General features: G+C 65.9%; 15 protein-coding genes. 7 read left to right on the top strand and 8 right to left on the bottom strand.

Annotated features, from left to right (window positions below):
• Window positions 1-148 precede the first annotated feature (148 nt).
• Complete coding sequence (gpmM, locus tag LT948_RS09205; protein ID WP_003096060.1) at window positions 149-1,696, bottom strand: 2,3-bisphosphoglycerate-independent phosphoglycerate mutase; 1,548 nt, start codon at window positions 1,694-1,696, stop codon at window positions 149-151.
• Window positions 1,697-2,020: 324 nt separating this feature from the next.
• Here gpmM and LT948_RS09200 point away from each other — a divergent pair, with 324 nt between their 5' ends.
• Genes LT948_RS09200 through secB form a run of 3 tightly spaced genes read left to right on the top strand, consistent with a single transcriptional unit; the run spans window position 2,021 to window position 3,224 of the window.
• A complete protein-coding gene (locus LT948_RS09200; protein ID WP_003096058.1) occupies window positions 2,021-2,440 on the top strand; it encodes a rhodanese-like domain-containing protein in 420 nt (139 codons plus the stop codon).
• 1 nt (window position 2,441) lies between these two features.
• Window positions 2,442-2,696 (top strand): glutaredoxin 3, encoded by a 255-nt coding sequence (grxC, locus tag LT948_RS09195; protein ID WP_003096057.1) that lies wholly within the window; start codon window positions 2,442-2,444, stop codon window positions 2,694-2,696.
• 36 nt (window positions 2,697-2,732) lie between these two features.
• Window positions 2,733-3,224, top strand: coding sequence for a protein-export chaperone SecB (gene secB / locus LT948_RS09190; RefSeq protein ID WP_003096050.1), 492 nt, complete (start codon window positions 2,733-2,735; stop codon window positions 3,222-3,224).
• Between the two features lie 58 nt (window positions 3,225-3,282).
• Here secB and trmL read toward each other — a convergent pair whose 3' ends face one another.
• Window positions 3,283-3,744 (bottom strand): tRNA (uridine(34)/cytosine(34)/5-carboxymethylaminomethyluridine(34)-2'-O)-methyltransferase TrmL, encoded by a 462-nt coding sequence (gene trmL, locus LT948_RS09185; protein ID WP_003096047.1) that lies wholly within the window; start codon window positions 3,742-3,744, stop codon window positions 3,283-3,285.
• Between trmL and LT948_RS09180 the strand changes: the two genes are divergently transcribed.
• Window positions 3,743-4,210: a hypothetical protein gene (locus tag LT948_RS09180; protein ID WP_003096038.1), complete on the top strand. Its 468-nt coding sequence runs from the start codon at window positions 3,743-3,745 to the stop codon at window positions 4,208-4,210. The genes trmL and LT948_RS09180 overlap by 2 nt on opposite strands.
• Before the next feature lie 1,246 nt (window positions 4,211-5,456).
• Here LT948_RS09180 and ntrC read toward each other — a convergent pair.
• The 4 genes from ntrC to LT948_RS09160 all read right to left on the bottom strand — a co-directional run bounded on the left by ntrC (window position 5,457) and on the right by LT948_RS09160 (window position 9,327).
• On the bottom strand, window positions 5,457-6,887 hold the full coding sequence (gene ntrC / locus LT948_RS09175) for a two-component system response regulator NtrC (RefSeq protein ID WP_003104661.1): 1,431 nt from the start codon (window positions 6,885-6,887) through the stop codon (window positions 5,457-5,459).
• Between the two features lie 2 nt (window positions 6,888-6,889).
• Entirely contained in the window at window positions 6,890-7,966 is a 1,077-nt protein-coding gene (gene ntrB, locus LT948_RS09170) for a two-component system sensor histidine kinase NtrB (protein WP_003096033.1), read from the bottom strand.
• A 270-nt stretch (window positions 7,967-8,236) separates the two neighbouring features.
• Window positions 8,237-8,809 carry a DUF4124 domain-containing protein gene (locus tag LT948_RS09165; protein ID WP_003096027.1) on the bottom strand — a complete coding sequence of 191 codons (573 nt, stop codon included), beginning with the start codon at window positions 8,807-8,809 and terminating at the stop codon, window positions 8,237-8,239.
• On the bottom strand, window positions 8,806-9,327 hold the full coding sequence (locus LT948_RS09160) for a DUF4124 domain-containing protein (RefSeq protein WP_003096024.1): 522 nt from the start codon (window positions 9,325-9,327) through the stop codon (window positions 8,806-8,808). The genes LT948_RS09165 and LT948_RS09160 overlap by 4 nt, the downstream gene beginning before the upstream one ends.
• Before the next feature lie 287 nt (window positions 9,328-9,614).
• Between LT948_RS09160 and LT948_RS09155 the strand changes: the two genes are divergently transcribed.
• Entirely contained in the window at window positions 9,615-11,822 is a 2,208-nt protein-coding gene (locus LT948_RS09155) for a mechanosensitive ion channel family protein (protein ID WP_003096022.1), read from the top strand.
• Here LT948_RS09155 and LT948_RS09150 read toward each other — a convergent pair.
• Both LT948_RS09150 and glnA read right to left on the bottom strand, forming a co-directional pair.
• Window positions 11,819-12,223, bottom strand: a complete 405-nt coding sequence (locus tag LT948_RS09150; protein WP_003096019.1) for a hypothetical protein — start codon at window positions 12,221-12,223, stop codon at window positions 11,819-11,821. The genes LT948_RS09155 and LT948_RS09150 overlap by 4 nt on opposite strands.
• A gap of 147 nt (window positions 12,224-12,370) precedes the next feature.
• The gene (glnA, locus tag LT948_RS09145) at window positions 12,371-13,780 is read right to left on the bottom strand and encodes a glutamate--ammonia ligase (protein WP_003096016.1); all 1,410 of its coding nucleotides are present in this window, start codon (window positions 13,778-13,780) and stop codon (window positions 12,371-12,373) included.
• A gap of 336 nt (window positions 13,781-14,116) precedes the next feature.
• Between glnA and thiI the strand changes: the two genes are divergently transcribed.
• Window positions 14,117-15,571: a tRNA uracil 4-sulfurtransferase ThiI gene (gene thiI, locus LT948_RS09140; protein WP_033995336.1), complete on the top strand. Its 1,455-nt coding sequence runs from the start codon at window positions 14,117-14,119 to the stop codon at window positions 15,569-15,571.
• A gap of 216 nt (window positions 15,572-15,787) precedes the next feature.
• On the top strand, window positions 15,788-17,605 hold the full coding sequence (typA, locus tag LT948_RS09135; RefSeq protein ID WP_003096009.1) for a translational GTPase TypA: 1,818 nt from the start codon (window positions 15,788-15,790) through the stop codon (window positions 17,603-17,605).
• The last annotated feature ends 82 nt before the right edge of the window (window positions 17,606-17,687 follow it).

Below are 17,687 nucleotides of genomic sequence, written 5' to 3'. Positions count from 1 at the left end.
CGGGGAAGGTGACGTCGTGGAAACGGGGCGCGGCGCCCGGCCCGCTACGGCGGATAACGTCGCAGGCGTTCTCCGCCGATGGCCTGCAGAAGCGGCGGATAACCGCGACGCGGTTATCCGCCCTGCGCGGGAGTTCGTCGTTCGCGGATCAGCCGAGGATGACGATGCTGCGACCGGTCATTTCCGCCGGCTGCTCCAGCCCCATGAGGGTCAGCATGGTCGGCGCCACGTCGGCCAGCACGCCGCCTTCGCGGATGCTCAGCTTGCGCTTGCCGACGTAGACGAAGGGCACCGGTTCGCAGGTGTGCGCGGTGTGCGCCTGGCCGGTGGACTCGTCTTCCATCTGCTCGACATTGCCGTGGTCGGCGGTGATCAGGGCTTCGCCGCCGACCTTGTCCAGCGCCTCGACGATGCGCCCCATGCAGGTGTCCAGGCACTCCACGGCCTTGACCGCGGCCTCGAACACGCCGGTGTGGCCGACCATGTCGCCGTTGGCGTAGTTGACCACGATCACATCGTAGCGTTGTTGCTCGATGGCCTCGACGATACGGTCGGTGACTTCCGGCGCGCTCATCTCGGGCTGCAGGTCGTAGGTGGCGACCTTCGGCGAGGGGATCAGGATGCGCTCCTCGCCTTCGTAGGGTTCCTCGCGGCCGCCGGAGAAGAAGAAGGTCACGTGGGCGTACTTCTCGGTCTCGGCGATGCGCAGCTGGGTCTTGCCATGCTTGGCCAGGTATTCGCCGAGGACGTTGGTCAGCGGCTCCGGCGGGAAGGCACAGGGCGCCGGGATGCTCGCCGCGTACTGGGTCAGCATGACGAAACCTGCCAGTTGCGGGGCTCGTTCGCGGGGGAACTCATTGAATGCCGGCTCGACGAAGGCGCGGCTCAGCTCGCGGGCGCGGTCGGCGCGGAAGTTCATGAAGATCACCGCGTCGCCATCCTCGACCCGCACCGCTTCGGCGCCGGCCGGGACCACCGCGGTGGCCTTGACGAATTCGTCGCTCTCGCCGCGGGCGTAGGCGGCCTCGAGGGCTGCCACCGAGGAGTCGGCGGTGAACTCGGCCTTGCCGTCGACGATCAGTTCATAGGCGGCCTGGACGCGGTCCCAGCGGTTGTCGCGGTCCATCGCGAAATAGCGGCCGATGATCGAGGCGATGCGGCCCTTGCCGAGCCCGGCGAAGGTGGCGTCGAGACGCTCCAGCGACGGTTGCGCGCTTTTCGGCGGGGTATCGCGGCCATCCAGGAAGGCATGCAGGTAGATCTTGCCGGCGCCGCGCCTGGCGGCCATCTGCGCCATCGCCACCAGGTGGTCTTCATGGCTGTGTACGCCGCCCGGAGAGAGCAGGCCGAGGATGTGCACCGCCTTGTCGGCGGCGACGGCCTTGTCGACCGCCCCGGCGATCACCGGGTTTTCGAAGAATTCGCCGTCGCGGATGGCCTTGGTGACGCGGGTGAAGTCCTGGTACACCACGCGGCCTGCGCCGAGGTTCATGTGGCCGACCTCGGAGTTGCCCATCTGGCCGTCGGGCAGGCCGACGTCCATGCCGGAGCCGGAGATCAGGCCGTGCGGCTGGGTCGCCAGGAGGCGATCCCAGACCGGCTTCTTCGCGGCGTAGATGGCGTTGTAGTCAGGGCTTTCGCTGTGGCCGAAGCCGTCCAGGATGATCAGGACCAGGGGTTTGGGCGTGGCAGTCATATGTCCGGCTCTATTTCCGCGGGGTTCAGAAACTGACCAAATTTAGTGGGAACATTGTCGTTCAAGACGTAGGAAGAGGCTGATTGATTAAACCGATGACGCCGATCCGCAACCGAATGCCGCTATCCTCGCTCCCTCTGTCCTGCCCGAGCCGTGCCCGGGCCGGAACTGGCCAGCTTCACAGAAAAGGACCGGCATTCTAACCGTGAAGTTTCCCGCGACGCCATTTCCTGGAGCCGAGCGGGGCGCCGCCCGGCGGGTTCCCCCCTGGCCGGCGCGGTCTGTATACTGGCCGGCATTTTTACGCCCTGGATATCCGTCACCATGCAATTCGTTTCCCGTCTGATCGAGTTCGCCACCAACCACTACCTGCTGGTCGCGGCGCTGCTGGTCCTGCTGGTCCTGCTGTTGCTGCACGAGCTGCGCAAGGGCGGCAAGAGCCTGTCGACCCGCGAGCTGACCGCGCTGGTCAATGCCGACCAGGCGGTGGTCCTGGATATCCGTCCGGCCAAGGAGTTCGCCAGCGGGCACATCGTCGACGCGCTGAACATCCCGGCCGACAAGCTGAACAGCCGCATGACCGAGCTGGAAAAGTACAAGGGCAAGACCATCATCCTGGTCGACGCCATGGGCCAGCACTCCGGTACCTGGGGCGGCGTCCTGAAGAAGGCCGGCTTCAACGCCGCCAAGCTGTCCGGCGGGATCGGCAGCTGGCGCGGCGACAACCTGCCGCTGGTGAAGTGACATGCCGCCCGTCGTGATCTACACCACCGCCTGGTGTCCGTACTGCATCCGCGCCAAGCAGCTGCTGCAACGCAAGGGCGTGGACTTCCAGGAGATCGCCTGCGACGGCAAGCCCGAACTGCGCGCCGAGCTGGCACGCAAGGCGGGATCGACCACCGTGCCGCAGATCTGGATCGGCGAGACCCATGTCGGCGGCTGCGACGACCTTCATGCACTGGAGCGCGCCGGCAAGCTGGACGCGCTGCTGTCTGCCTGAAACCATTCATGAATTGACCCAAGGGAAGGCCCGAAAATGACCGAGCAAGCTACCAACGGCGCTGCCGACGAGCAGCAACCCCAGTTCTCCCTGCAGCGCATCTACCTGCGCGACCTGTCGTTCGAGTCGCCGAAGTCCCCGGAAATCTTCCGCCAGGAATGGAACCCGTCCATCAGCCTGGACCTGAACACCCGCCAGAAGCAGCTGGACGGCGACTTCTACGAAGTGGTCCTGACCGTATCGGTGACCGTGAAGAACGGCGAGGACACCACTGCCTTCATCGCCGAAGTGCAGCAGGCCGGCATCTTCCTGATCAAGAACCTCGATCCGTCGAGCATGAGCCATACCCTCGGCGCGTTCTGCCCGAACATCCTCTTCCCGTACGCTCGCGAAGCCCTGGACAACCTGGTGGTACGCGGTTCGTTCCCGGCGCTGATGCTGTCGCCGGTGAACTTCGACGCTCTCTACGCCCAGGAAATCGCCCGCATGCAGGCCTCCGGCGAAATCCCGACGCCGTCGGTCCAGTAAGCCCAGCGCTTGCGAAAAAGCCCGCCTTGCGCGGGCTTTTTCATGCCTGCCGGCCGGCTCAGTCCATGGCGAAGCCGAGCTGGCGCCAGGCTTCGTAGACGGTCACCGCCACCGTGTTGGACAGGTTCAGGCTACGGCAGCCTTCGCGCATCGGCAGGCGCAGGCGCCGATCGGTTGGCAGGGCGTTGCGCACGTCCTCCGGCAGTCCGCGGCTTTCCGGGCCGAAGAGGAAGGCATCGCCGCGCTGGTAGGCCACTTCGTGGAAGGCCCGCGACCCCTTGGTGGTGAAGGCGAACAGGCGTGGCTGGCCGAGGGCCTCGAGGCAGCTCTGCAGATCCGGGTAGCGGCGTACGCTGGCGTATTCGTGGTAGTCGAGGCCGGCACGGCGCAAGCGCTTGTCGTCCAGTTCGAAACCGAGCGGCTCGATCAGGTGCAGACTGCATCCGGCGTTGGCGCAGAGCCTGATAATGTTGCCGGTATTCGGAGGAATCTCCGGTTGAAACAGGATGACGTGGAACATGCAGGGCTCCGGAGCAGATAACGGGCGGCATTCTACCTCCGCCATCGACGATCTGCGGCGCCAGCGCTGGAAAGTCTGGGGTGCGCTGGTGCTTGCCGGGTTGTTGTTCGGGCTGATGCTCGGCAGGTTGTTCGGTCCCGCTTCGCTGCCGACGTCTGCGCCGCAACTGCTGGCGGTCGGGGAGAGCGAGCAGGGCCTGGTCCTGCGCTTCGATCGCCAGGCTGCGGTTACGGCGGCACGGGTGGAGGGTGCCCTGACGTTGCGCATCGTCGCCCGGGGCGCGGCGCAGCAGGGAGACGGGCGATGGCTGGGCCAGCCGTTGCGCTGGCGCGTCCGCGAGGAGGGAAAGGCGCTGCTGTTGAGCCTGGTCTCGACCCGCCCCTTGCAGGGGCGCTGGCAGTGGTCGGAGGACGGCGAGGGCTGGCGCCTGGTCGTCGAACTGCAGGAGCGCGACGGCCGGGAATAAAAGGGGGAATTCTCAGCCTGCCTGTACCGAGGTCCCCAAACGGGAGGGCGGAGGCGCGGATCGCTGCGCTGCCGCCGGGCATAAAAGAGGGGAGTTCTCAGCCTGCCTGTACCGAGGTCCCCGAAACGGGTGTGGCGGTTGCGCGCGGATGCTGCGTCTGCCGCCGGGTGTAAAAGAGGGGATTCCCCAGCCTGCCTGTACCGAGGCCCCCGAAATCTTCGTTATCTGCTCCAATGCAGGGGCTGTGCCAATTCTCATGAGACGCTGGCGGCGCGCTCGCTTTCCTGAAGGGTTGTGGATAAGTCTGTGGGCGAGCTGGTGATGAATGCCTCTGGAAGCCCGTGGATCAAGGGCTTGGCGGCATCCCAGGGGTTTGTGGGAAGTCGATTGCGGAAAAATGACGGAGCGGGCTTTTCCGCCAGCGATTGATGCCGATTTGTCGCCTGCTGGTGCACGCTGCCCAAAATCCGGGCAAGGGCCGCTGCCCCGCCGAACCGGCGGATAACCGCGATGCGGTTATTCGCCCTACGCCACGGTTTGATCGACGGTGCCGGGCGGGCGCTCTGCCGAGGCTGGGGCTGTGCTGCGGACGGTAGGGCGAATAACGCCAGCGGCGTTATCCGCCGCGGCCCTGCACAACCGGCGGATAACCGCGATGCGGTTATTCGCCCTACGCCACGGTTTGATCGACGGTGCCGGGCGGGCGCTCTGCCGAGGCTGGGGCTGTGCTGCGGACGGTAGGGCGAATAACGCCAGCGGCGTTATCCGCCGCGGCCCTGCACAACCGGCGGATAACCGCGATGCGGTTATTCGCCCTACGCCACGGTTTGATCGACGGTGCCGGGCGGGCGCTCTGCCGAGGCTGGGGCTGTGCTGCGGACGGTAGGGCGAATAACGCCAGCGGCGTTATCCGCCGCGGCCCTGCACAACCGGCGGATAACCGCGATGCGGTTATTCGCCCTACGCCACGGTTTGATCGACGGTGCCGGGCGGGCGCTCTGCCGAGGCTGGGGCTGTGCTGCGGACGGTAGGGCGAATAACGCCAGCGGCGTTATCCGCCGCGGCTCTGCACAACCGGCGGATAACCGCGATGCGGTTATTCGCTCTACGCCACGGTTTGACCGACGGTATCGGGCGGGCGCCCTGCCGAGGCCGGGGCGGCGTCTCGCTTGGCAGGGGCGCGCGACGGACCATGAAAAACGGGGCCCGAAGGCCCCGTTGGGTCGCTCATGGGAGCAGTGGCGCTTCAGTCGTCGCCTTCGTCGTCGGCTCCATCGACGTTCATCCCCAGCTCCTTGATCTTGCGGGTGAGGGTATTGCGGCCCCAGCCGAGCAGCACGGCGGCATCGCGGCGGCGGCCGGCGGTGTGCTTGAGGGCGGTTTCTATCATGATCCGTTCGAAGGCCGGCACGGCGCTGTCCAGCAGGTTCGACTGGCCGCGGCCCAGCGCCTGGTCGGCCCACTGGCGCAGGGCCTGTTCCCAGTTCGCCGCCGGCGCGCTGTCCTGCGGCTGGGTCAGCAGCTCCGGCGGCAGGTCGTCGATGTGCACCTCGCGGCCGGAGGCCATCACGGTGATCCAGCGGCAGGTGTTCTCCAGTTGTCGGACGTTGCCCGGCCAGCCGAGGTTCTTCAGGTACTCCTCGGTTTCCGCCTTCAGCAGCTTGGGTTCCACCGCCAGCTCCTGGGCGGCGCGGCTGAGGAAGTGCCGGGCCAGCGCCGGGATGTCCTCGCGGCGGTCGGCCAGCCGCGGGATGTGGATGCGGATCACGTTCAGGCGATGGAACAGGTCCTCGCGGAACTTGCCGTCGCGCACCAGGCTTTCCAGGTTCTGGTGGGTGGCGGCGATGATCCTCACGTCGACCTTCACCGGCGTGTGCCCGCCGACCCGGTAGAACTCGCCGTCGGCCAGGACGCGCAGCAGGCGGGTCTGGGTGTCGGCCGGCATGTCGCCGATCTCGTCGAGGAACAGGGTGCCGCCATCGGCCTGCTCGAAGCGTCCGCGGCGCTGGGCGGCGGCCCCGGTGAAGGCGCCCTTCTCATGGCCGAACAGCTCGGATTCCATCAGGTCCTTGGGGATCGCCGCCATGTTCAGCGCGATGAATGGCGAGGCTGCGCGCGGGCTGTGGCGATGCAGGGCATGGGCGACCAGCTCCTTGCCGGTACCCGATTCGCCGTTGATCAGCACGGTGATGTTGGAATGGCTGAGGCGGCCGATGGCGCGGAATACCTCCTGCATCGCCGGCGCCTCGCCGATGATCTCCGGCGTGCGCGCCTGGTTCGCCGGCAGCTCCAGGCCCTGCTGCTCCTGGGCGTGCTGGTTGGCGCGCTTGACCAGGGAGACCGCCTCGTCGACGTCGAACGGCTTGGGCAGGTATTCGAAGGCGCCGCCCTGGTAGGAGGCCACCGCGCTGTCGAGGTCGGAATGCGCGGTCATGATGATCACCGGCAGGCGCGGATGCAGTTCGCGGATCTGCGCCAGCAGGTCGAGGCCGCTGGCGCCGGGCATGCGGATATCGGAGATGATCACGTCCGGCTGCTGCCGGCCGAGGCGGCCGATCACGCTGTCGGCGCTGTCGAAGCTCACCGTGGTCATGCCTTCCTGCTGCAGGGCCTTTTCCAGTACCCAGCGGATGGAGCGGTCGTCGTCGACGATCCAGACGGTCTCTGATCGGCTCATGGTCAATGCACTCCTTGTTCCAGGGGCAGGAACAGACTGAACACGGTATGGCCGGGGTGGCTCTCGCATTCAATCAGCCCCTGGTGCTGGCTGATGATGTTCTGGGCGATGGCCAGGCCGAGTCCGGTACCGTCCGGACGGCCGCTGACCATGGGGTAGAAGATGGTTTCCTGGAGCTCGGCCGGAATGCCCGGGCCGTTGTCGATGATCTCCACCTTGCACACCAGGCGGTGACGCGTGTGGCCGATGGTGAACTGGCGCAGGGTACGGCTGCGCAGGGTGATGCGACCGAGGCGCAGGTCGTTCTGCCCGGCGATCGCCTGCATGGCGTTGCGTACCATGTTGAGCACGGCCTGGATCATTTGCTCGCGGTCGAGCAGCAGGTCGGGGATGCTCGGGTCGTAGTCGCGGACCAGGGTGATGCTGCCCTGGCTCTCCGCTTCCACCAGGCTGCTGACCCGCTCCAGCACTTCATGGATGTTGGTCGGCGCCAGGTTCGGCAGTTTGTTCGAGCCGAGCATGCGGTCCACCAGGTTCCGCAACCGGTCGGCTTCTTCGATGATGACGTTGGTGTAGTCCTTCAGCGACTCTTCCGGCAGCTCGCGGGATAGTAGTTGCGCTGCGCCGCGGATGCCGCCGAGCGGGTTCTTGATCTCGTGGGCGAGCCCGCGCACCAGCAGCTTGGTGGTCTCCTGTTTGGACAGCTGTGCTTCTTCGCGGGTGATCCGCATCAGCCGGTCGCGCGGATGGACCTCGAGCAGCAGCAGCGTCTCGTTGCGGTTGAGGATGGGCGTCACCGCATAGTCGACCGTGATGCTGACGCCGGTGATAGAGGTCAGGGTCGCTTCGCGCTTGGTGAACGGATGCGCCTGTTCCACCGCCTGGCGCAGTGAGTTCAAGGCTTCCGGCGATTCGGTGAACAGCTCGCTGATGAATTGCCCGTGGCTGCGCTGGCCGCTCACGGCCAGGAGCATCTCCGCTGCCGGGTTCATGTACTCCAGGCGCAGTTCGCCGTTGAGCAGGATCACCGCGGTGGTCAGGTTGTCGAGCAACAGTCGGTGCAGGGTATCGGTCGGCATGGCGGGCAGCTGTTCCAAGGTTGGGCAGGAAAATGCAAAAAGCAAACCAGGCGCCGAAAAGGCGCGTTTTTTCTGCCGAGGCGCTGGCTAGAGGTGCGCCGGGAAGGTTTTCGGCGACGAGCGGTGACCCGAAATGGGGACAGTATAGAAAGTGGTGCGGGTAATCGCACCAATCTGGTGCATTGACGTGGCCGGCGGCGTTTTCGCCAGGAGAGTCGGGAAAAAAACCGGAAAATCCCGCCCACGGCGGAGTGGGCAGGGGAAGTTCGGCTAGCGCTCGCTCGGCTGTACCGCGCTGACCAGCGGCGTATCGACCTCCGGCAGGGGTTGCCCGGCGATGCTCACTCGATGCAGGTGGAAGGGCTGGCTCGGGGTGCTTTCGACGGTCATGCCGTCGCCATCGATGATTTCCACTGCGACCTGGTGGGTGCCGCGATCGAGGTTCTTCAACGGGAACACCGGGCTGCGTCCCGGCGCTCCGGCAGGCTTGCCGTCGAGCAGCAGGCGATAGCGATGGCCGGGCAGCAGCGCCGGCTCGCTGGTGACGGTGACGATGACGTCGCCGCTGTTGGCGCGCAGGGTTGCGTCCGGTTCGGGGAAGAGGATGCGCAGTAGCTGGTAGGCCGGCGGCTTCACCTCCAGCGGCGCGGCGGGCGGACGATAGCGTATGCCCGGCGGCGCCACGCTGTTGCCCGGCGCCAGTTCGACGCGTTGGGCCTTGCGCCCGCTGGGGGGCTGGTCGGTGTAGACGCGGTTGCCCTCGGCGTCGATGTAGGTGTAGACCCCCGCTTGCGCGGCGCAGGCCAGGCACAGCAGGAGGGCGCCGAGAATGCGCGGGATCATCGCTTCTTCCCGAGGTGCACGCGCTGCACGGTGAAGGTCACCGGCGGGCTGGATTGCAGCACCCGTTCGCCGTTGAGTACCTGTACCGCGAGGCTGTGGTCGCCGCGGTCGATCTCGTGCAGGGTGAAGCGGGTGCCGCCGCTGGGCGTGCCGTAGGGTTTGCCGTCCAGCACCAGTTGCAACTGGTGGCCGCTGTGCAGGGCCGGGCGGATGCTGACGCTGACGTTGAAGGTGCCGTTGTTGGCGCGCAGCGCCTCTTCCGTGGGGAGGTCGCTGAGGGCAAGGATCTCGTAGGCGGCAGCCTCGCTATCGGCGGCCGGGGCATTGCCCGCGGAGGACTTTTCCGGCGTGTCGATTCCTACGGTATTGGTCGGCTGCAGTTCGACGGTCTGCGCCTGCACCCCGTCTGGCGGCTGGTTGGTGAATACCTTGTTGCCGTTGGCGTCGGTGTATTGGTAGATCTGCGCCATGGCCGGCAGGGCGGCGGCCAGGAGCAGGCAGCTGGTGATCAGGCGCATGGACGGTCTCCGGGTGAACCTGCCAAGCGTTGCACCGCATCGGCGCGCTGGCAAGCCGTGCATTGTGCGGCATGCGGGTATTCGAAGGTGTGCGCTGGGGCACGTTGGCGGTCGCTGTGCCCCGCCGCGCGGCTGCGTTCGTCTCAGCCGGCACTGGCGGGGCGAACCCTCGTTGCGCCAGAGTGTCTGTGCTTGCGCCGCCGGCCGGCGGCCCCGTTCGAAACGGCGGGTGTCCGGCTTGTATGATGCGGCTGTTTCGGTTTCTCACCTTGGGGACTGCCTTTCTCGTGCCGATCTTCGCCCGCTTCACCCTTCGCTCCCGCGTCCTGGCGGCCCTGCTGCTGTGCCTCTGCGCCGCCCTGTTCTACTCGCCGCCGGGCGCCGCGGCGCTGCCGAACCCGTTGGCGGGGAGTTCCTCCGGTGGCGAGAAGGTCAGCGATGCGCAGTTGGAACAATCGCTGAACCAGGTCATCCAGACCCTGGAGAACGACAGGCAGCGCGCCGACCTGCTGAAAAAGCTGAAACAGCTGCGCGACGTGACCAAGAAAGGCAAGGAAAGCGAGGGTGGGGTGCTGGGGCTGATCGGCGATACCCTGACCAGCCTGGAAAAGCAGTTCCAGGGCGCGAACAGCCCGGTCGCGTTATGGGGCAACCAGTTCCAGCTGGCGCGTGCCGAACTCGAGGAGCGCTTTCCCAGTTGGCGCGACCTGCCGGCGATGGTCTTCGATTTTTCGGTGGTGATCCTCCTCTGGGCCTGCCTGGCCAGCGCGCTGCTCTGGCTCAGCCGGCGCATGCGCGAGCGCTTCGGCCTGTCGGCGGAGTTGCCGCAGCATCCGAAGACCCGCGACCTGCTGCTGTTTTCCCTGCGCAAGCTGGGGCCCTGGCTGGTGGCCTTCCTCATCACCCTGTACCTGTCGGTGGTGCTGCCGGACTCCCTGAGCAAGACCCTGGCGATGGTCATGGCCTATGTGCTGGTCTGCGGCACGCTGTTCTCCGCGCTGTGCGTGATTTCCCTCTCGCTGCTCAGTGGCCCGCACCGCCAGCGCGCCCTGGATATCCTGCGGCGCCAGGCGTTCCGCCCGTTGTGGCTGATCGGCAGCCTCGCCGCGCTGGGCGAGGTCGCCCACGATCCGCGGCTGATCGCCGGCCTCGGCGAGCACACCTCGATCTGCCTGAGTACCCTGGCCAACGCCAGCGCCGCGCTGTTCACCGCGCTATTCGTGATGCGTTTCCGCCGGCCGATCGCCCACCTGATCCGCAACCAGCCGCTGGAGCGCCGCCTCAAGCGCCGTAGCCTGCACGACCTGGTGCAACTGGTCGGCTCGCTGTGGTTCGTGCCGGTGCTGGTGCTGGTGGGGATTTCCCTGTTCGCCACCTTCGTTTCCGCCGGCGACAGCAGTTCGGCGTTGCGCCGGGCGCTGGTCTGCGCGGTGCTGGCGGTGGTGGCGATGACCGTGATCGGGCTGATCCGCCGCCGTTCCAGTCGGGTCGGCGCCGGCCCGCGCCGCAGCGCGCCGTACATCGAGCAGTTGCAAAGCTTCGGCTACACCCTGCTGCACATCTTCGTGGTGCTGTTCTTCATCGAGGTCGCCTTGCGCGTCTGGGGCATGTCGCTGATTCGCTATGCGGAAGGCGAGGGCGAGCAGATCAGCATGAAGGTGGTCAGCTTCGGCACCACCCTGCTGGTCGCCTGGCTGATCTGGATCCTCACCGATACCGCGATCCAGCACAGCCTCGGCCTGGGCGGCAAGAGCCGGCCGAACACCCGCGCGCTGACCATGCTGCCGCTGATCCGCAACGTGCTGTTCGCCACCATCGCGGTGATCGCCCTGATCGTCGCCCTGGCCAACATGGGCATGAACGTCACCCCGCTGCTGGCCGGTGCCGGCGTGATCGGCCTGGCCATCGGCTTCGGTGCGCAGTCGCTGGTGGCGGACCTGATCACCGGCCTGTTCATCATCATCGAGGACTCGCTGTCGATCGACGACTACGTCGACGTCGGCGGCCACCTTGGCACGGTCGAGGGCCTGACTATCCGTACCGTGCGCCTGCGCGACCTGGACGGCGTGGTGCATACCATCCCGTTCAGCGAGATCAAGAGCATCAAGAACTACTCGCGCCAGTTCGGCTACGCGATGTTCCGCTGGCCGGTGCCGGCGAGCATGCCGATCGACGACGCGGTGGCGCTGGTGCGCGAGGTCGCGATGGAGCTGCGCAGCGACCCGGCGGTCTACCGCAACCTGTGGTCGCCGATGGAATTGCAGGGCGTGGAGAGTTTCGACAACGGCCAGGCGATCCTGCGCTTCCGCTTCAAGACCGCGCCGATCAAGCAGTGGGAGGTCCAGCGGGCGTTCAACCTGCGCCTGCGTCGGCGCCTCGACCAGGCCGGCCTCGAACTGTCCATGCCGCGTCTCAACGTACAGTTGAGCCGGGCGCCCAAGGCGAAATCCGCGGAACCGGACGAGCAGGGCACGCCGGCGGACGGCGGCATCTAGCGCGACAGGATGACCCGGCAGATGCGGCGCATGTCGCGGTCGTCGATGCCGTCGCACTGCCACGGCGCACGCGATACCACGGCCCGGCACTGGCGGCGCATGTCGCGGCTGTCGATGTCGTCGCAGCGCTTGCGGTCGCCGCGGACGATGGCGCGGCACTGGCGGCGCGTGTCGCCGTCGCGGATGTCGTCGCAGTCGTAGCGCTGTCCCGGCGCCAGCAGCGCGCCGCAGTAACGCCGCAGGTCGCGGCTGTCGATGTCGCCGCAATCCCCGCTGTCGCCGCGTTCCAGTGCGTTGCACATGCGCCGCAGGTCGCGGTCGTGGATATCGCGGCATTCGGTGGCGGCCTGGGCGGGCAGGCTGAGGATGGCGGCAAGCAGGAGCCAGAGAGAGTGACGCATGGACGGTCCTTATCCTTGGGGCGGGGAGCGCGGCAAGTCTAACCGAACGGCGCGGCGAACTTTGCGTTTCTCCATGGGCCGGCCCATAAAAAAGGCCTCCCGAAGGAGGCCTCAAGAGGGTGACTCGTTGTTATAGGAAAGGGTGGATCAGACGCTGTAGTACAGGTCGTATTCCAGCGGGTGCACGAAGGTGCGCACCTTGATCTCTTCTTCGCTCTTCAGCTCGATGTAGGCATCGATGAACTCGTCGGTGAACACGCCGCCCTTGGTCAGGAACGCGCGGCCCTTGTCGAGTTCTTCCAGCGCCTCTTTCAGGCTGCCGCAAACCTGCGGGATTTCCTTCGCCTCTTCCGGCGGCAGGTCGTACAGGTTCTTGTCGGCGGCATCGCCGGGGTGGATCTTGTTCTGGATGCCGTCCAGGCCGGCCATCAGCAGCGCGGCGAAGGCCAGGTAGGGGTTGGCTGCCGGGTCCGGGAAGCGCGCTTCGATACGGCGGGCCTTCGGGCTGGATACGTAGGGGATACGGATCGAGGCGGAACGGTTGCGCGCCGAGTAGGCCAGCATCACCGGAGCTTCGAAGCCCGGGACCAGGCGCTTGTAGGAGTTGGTCGAGGGGTTGGTGAAGCCGTTCAGGGCCTTGCCGTGCTTGATGATGCCGCCGATGAAGTACAGGGCGGTCTCGGACAGGCCGGCATAGCCTTCGCCGGCGAAGGTGTTCTTGCCGTCCTTGGAGATCGACATGTGCACGTGCATGCCCGAGCCGTTGTCGCCGTACAGCGGCTTCGGCATGAAGGTCACGGTCTTGCCGTAGGCGTCGGCGACGTTGTGCACGCAGTACTTCAGGGTCTGCACTTCGTCGGCCTTGGCGACCAGGGTGTTGAACTTCACGCCGATCTCGTTCTGGCCGGCGGTTGCCACTTCGTGGTGGTGGACTTCGACCACCAGGCCCATTTCTTCCAGGGCGTTGCACATGGCGGTGCGGATTTCATGGTCGTGGTCGACCGGCGGTACCGGGAAGTAGCCGCCCTTCACGCCCGGGCGATGGCCCTTGTTGCCGGACTCGATGTCGGCGTCGGTGTTCCAGGAAGCCTGCTCGGAGAAGATCTTGAACATCGAGCCGGAGATGTCGGACTTGAACTTCACTTCGTCGAAGATGAAGAACTCCGGTTCCGGGCCGACGAACACGGTGTCGCCGATGCCGGTGGACTTCAGGTACTCCTCGGCGCGCTTGGCGATGTTGCGCGGGTCGCGCTCGTAGCCTTGCATGGTGCTCGGCTCGATGATGTCGCAGACCAGGATCAGGGTCGGCTCTTCGGTGAACGGATCGAGGACGGCGGTGCTGTCGTCCGGCATCAGGATCATGTCGGAGGCTTCGATGCCTTTCCAGCCGGCGATGGAGGAGCCGTCGAACATCTTGCCGGCTTCGAAGAACTCATCGTCCAGCGCGTCGCGAGCCGGCATGGTGACGTGTTGCTGCTTGCCCTTGGTATCGGTGAAGCGCAGGTCTACCCACTTCACGTCATGGTCTTTGATCAGTTGGTGCGACTTGTACGACATGCTGTCCTCCAGGAGGGATTAGAGCTGGGAGCTTTTTCTGTGCCCCAGTATCGGGTGATGCCGGCCGGAATACTCCGCCAGGGCAACCTGCCTCACAAGTGAGCAAGTTGCGTGCCAGTGCCCGGAATCGGGCAGGGCCCCATGTTTGGCGGGGCCAGGTCTTCTTCAGGGTAGCTGGGCGGCCTTCGGGTGCACCGTTATGGTGCTCCATGTTGGTGCATCATTCCATTTTGGTGCAGCAAAAATAACTGTGCATATTTCTGCTCAATACGTGAGCAATTTCAGATATAATTCCGCCCCTTTTTTTCCGTCGCCCCGCGCGTTCGCGTCCCTCGCATGAAACTCATCGTCAAGACCTTCCAGGAAATCACCATCAAGAGCCGGCCGGTGCGCAAGCGCTTCATCCGGCAGTTGGCGAAGAACATCCGCGCGGTGCTGCGCGACCTGGACCCGGAGCTGAAGGTCGAGGGCGAGTGGGACAACCTTGAGGTAGAGACCGCCGTGGTCGACGCCAAGGCCAGGCGCGAGATGATCGATCGCCTGACCTGCACCCCGGGCATCGGTCATTTCCTCGAGGTCCACGAGTATCCGCTGGGCGATTTCGACGACATCCTCGCCAAGTGCAAGGCGCATTTCGGCGACCAGTTGGCCGGCAAGACCTTCGCCGTGCGCTGCAAGCGCGCCGGCAAGCACGCGTTCACCTCGATGGAGGTGGAACGTTACGTCGGCAGCGGCCTGCGCCGCGAATGCGGGGCTGCCGGGATCGACCTGAAGCAGCCGGAAGTCGAGGTGCGGATGGAAATCCGCCTCGACCGCCTGTTCGTCATCCATCGCCAGCATCCGGGCCTGGGCGGCTATCCGCTGGGCGCGCTGGAGCAGGTGCTGGTGCTGATGTCCGGCGGCTTCGACTCGACCGTGGCGGCCTACCAGATGATGCGCCGCGGGATGATCAGCCACTTCGTGTTCTTCAACCTCGGCGGGCGCGCCCACGAATTGGGGGTGATGGAAGTCGCCCACTACCTGTGGGAGAAGTACGGCCGCTCGCAGCGCGTGCTGTTCGTCAGCGTGCCGTTCGAGGAAGTGGTCGGCGAGATCCTCACCAAGGTCGACGACAGCTATATGGGCGTGACCCTCAAGCGCATGATGCTGCGCGCCGCCAGCCGCGTGGCCGAGCGCCTGGAGCTGGACGCGCTGGTGACCGGCGAGGCGATCTCCCAGGTGTCCAGCCAGACCCTGCCGAACCTCTCGGTGATCGACCGGGTTACCGACACCCTGGTGCTGCGCCCGCTGATCGTCAGCCACAAGCAGGACATCATCGACACCGCCCGGCAGATCGGCACCGCCGAGTTCGCCCGGCACATGCCGGAATACTGCGGGGTGATCTCTGTGAACCCGACCACCCAGGCCAAGCCCTACCGCGTCGAGCACGAAGAGTCGAAATTCGACATGGCGGTGCTCGAGCGCGCCCTGGAGCGCGCCACCCAGCGCACCGTCGACCGGGTGATCGACGAACTCGGCCAGGACCTGCAGGTGGAAGAGGTCGGCGAGGTGCTGCCCGGTCAGATTGTCATCGATATCCGCCATCCTGATGCCCAGGAAGACGAACCCCTGGCCCTGGAAGGCGTCGAAGTCCAGGCGCTGCCGTTCTACGCGATCAACAGCCGCTTCAAGGAACTGGACGCCAACCGCCAGTACCTCCTGTATTGCGACAAAGGGGTGATGAGCCGCCTGCATGCCCATCACCTGCTCAACGAGGGGCACACCAATGTGCGTGTTTATCGTCCGGCTTAAGCAGCCGGGCTTGTTCGGCGGCAGCATCCGCCACCGTCCTCCCGACACGTCCGCCGCCTAGGCCGATGCCCGCCCTTCGGCGTGCCGGCCGGACCGGGGCAGCGTCCGCCTGCTGCCCGCCCCTTAATTGAAGAAGCCTGTCGTGTCGGGCGCCGCCCTGTCCGACCCCACCACCGCCGCGAAGCCGCGCTTCGGGCGTTAAACGAGACAAGACTTGTGATCGAAAATCTGCGCAACATCGCCATCATCGCCCACGTCGACCATGGCAAGACCACCCTGGTGGACAAGCTGCTGAAGCTGTCCGGCACCCTCGACCGCAAAGAAGCGGAAAGCGAGCGGGTGATGGACTCCAACGACCAGGAAAAAGAGCGTGGCATCACCATCCTGGCGAAGAACACCGCGATCAAGTGGAACGGCTACAACATCAACATCGTCGACACCCCCGGTCACGCCGACTTCGGCGGCGAGGTGGAGCGCGTGATGTCGATGGTCGACTCCGTGCTGCTGGTGGTCGACGCCCAGGACGGCCCCATGCCGCAGACCCGCTTCGTGACCCAGAAGGCCTTCAAGGCCGGCCTGCGTCCGATCGTGGTGGTGAACAAGATCGACCGCCCGGGCGCGCGTCCGGATTGGGTCATCGACCAGATCTTCGACCTGTTCGACAACCTCGGCGCCACCGACGAGCAACTCGACTTCCCGATCGTCTACGCCAGCGCCCTGAACGGCATCGCCGGCCTCGACCACGAGAAGATGGACGACAACATGGACGCGCTGTTCCAGGCGATCATCGACCACGTCCCGGCCCCGGTGGTGGACACCGAGGGTCCGTTCCAGATGCAGATCTCGCAGCTGGACTACAACAGCTTCCTCGGCGTGATCGGTATCGGCCGCATCACCCGCGGCAAGGTCAAGTCCAACACCCCGGTGGTGGCCATCAGCGACGACGGCAGCAAGCGCAACGGCCGCATCCTGAAGATCATGGGCCACCACGGCCTGCAGCGCGTCGAGGTGGCCGAGGCGGAAGCCGGCGACATCGTCTGCGTCAGCGGCATGGAGGAGCTGTTCATCTCCGATACCCTGTGCGACCCGCAGAACGTCGAGGCGCTGCCGCCGCTGACCGTCGACCAGCCGACCGTGAGCATGACCTTCCAGGTCAACGATTCGCCGTTCGCCGGCCGCGAAGGCAAGTTCGTCACCAGCCGCAACATCAAGGAGCGCCTGGAGAAGGAACTGCTGCATAACGTGGCGCTGCGCGTCGAGCCGGGCGACAGCCCGGAGAAGTTCAAGGTTTCCGGCCGTGGCGAACTGCACCTGTCGGTACTGATCGAGACCATGCGCCGCGAAGGCTTCGAGCTGGCCGTGGGCCGCCCGGAAGTGGTGATCATCGAGAAGGACGGCGAGAAGCAGGAGCCCTACGAGAACGTCACCATCGACATCGAGGAGCAGCACCAGGGCTCGGTGATGGAGCAGATGGGCCTGCGCAAGGGTGACCTGAGCAATATGATTCCCGACGGCAAGGGCCGAGTGCGCCTGGAGTACACCATTCCGGCGCGCGGCCTGATCGGCTTCCGCAACAACTTCCTGACCCTGACCTCGGGCACCGGCATCCTGACCTCGACCTTCAGCCACTACGGTCCGATCAAGGCCGGCGAAGTCAGCAACCGCCAGAACGGCGTACTGGTCTCCATGGCCACCGGCACCGCGCTGACCTACTCGCTGGAGACCCTGCAGAGCCGCGGCAAGCTGTTCCTCGGCCCGGGCGACGAAATCTACGAAGGCCAGTTGGCCGGCATCAACAGCCGTGACAACGACCTGGTGATCAACCCGACCAAGGGCAAGAAGCTCGACAACATGCGCGCTTCCGGCAAGGACGAAGTCATCGCCCTGGTTCCGCCGATCCGCTTCACCCTCGAGCAGGCGCTGGAGTTCATCGCCGACGACGAGCTGGTGGAAGTGACGCCGAAGTCGATCCGCCTGCGCAAGAAGATGCTCAACGAGAACGACCGCAAGCGCTACGAGCGCAGCAAGGTCTAAACCGTTGCCGTACCGGCGCGCCGCAACGGCGTGCCTCGCGGCCGGCAGGCAGGGCAGGGGTGCCCGGCCTGCCGGCCGTTTT

Origin of the sequence: Pseudomonas sp. CP-1 (genome assembly GCF_021213715.1) — a bacterium.
Lineage (GTDB): Bacteria > Pseudomonadota > Gammaproteobacteria > Pseudomonadales > Pseudomonadaceae > Pseudomonas > Pseudomonas aeruginosa.
Note: the sequence above shows the minus strand (reverse complement) of the source record. Positions and strands in the feature narration are given on the sequence as shown.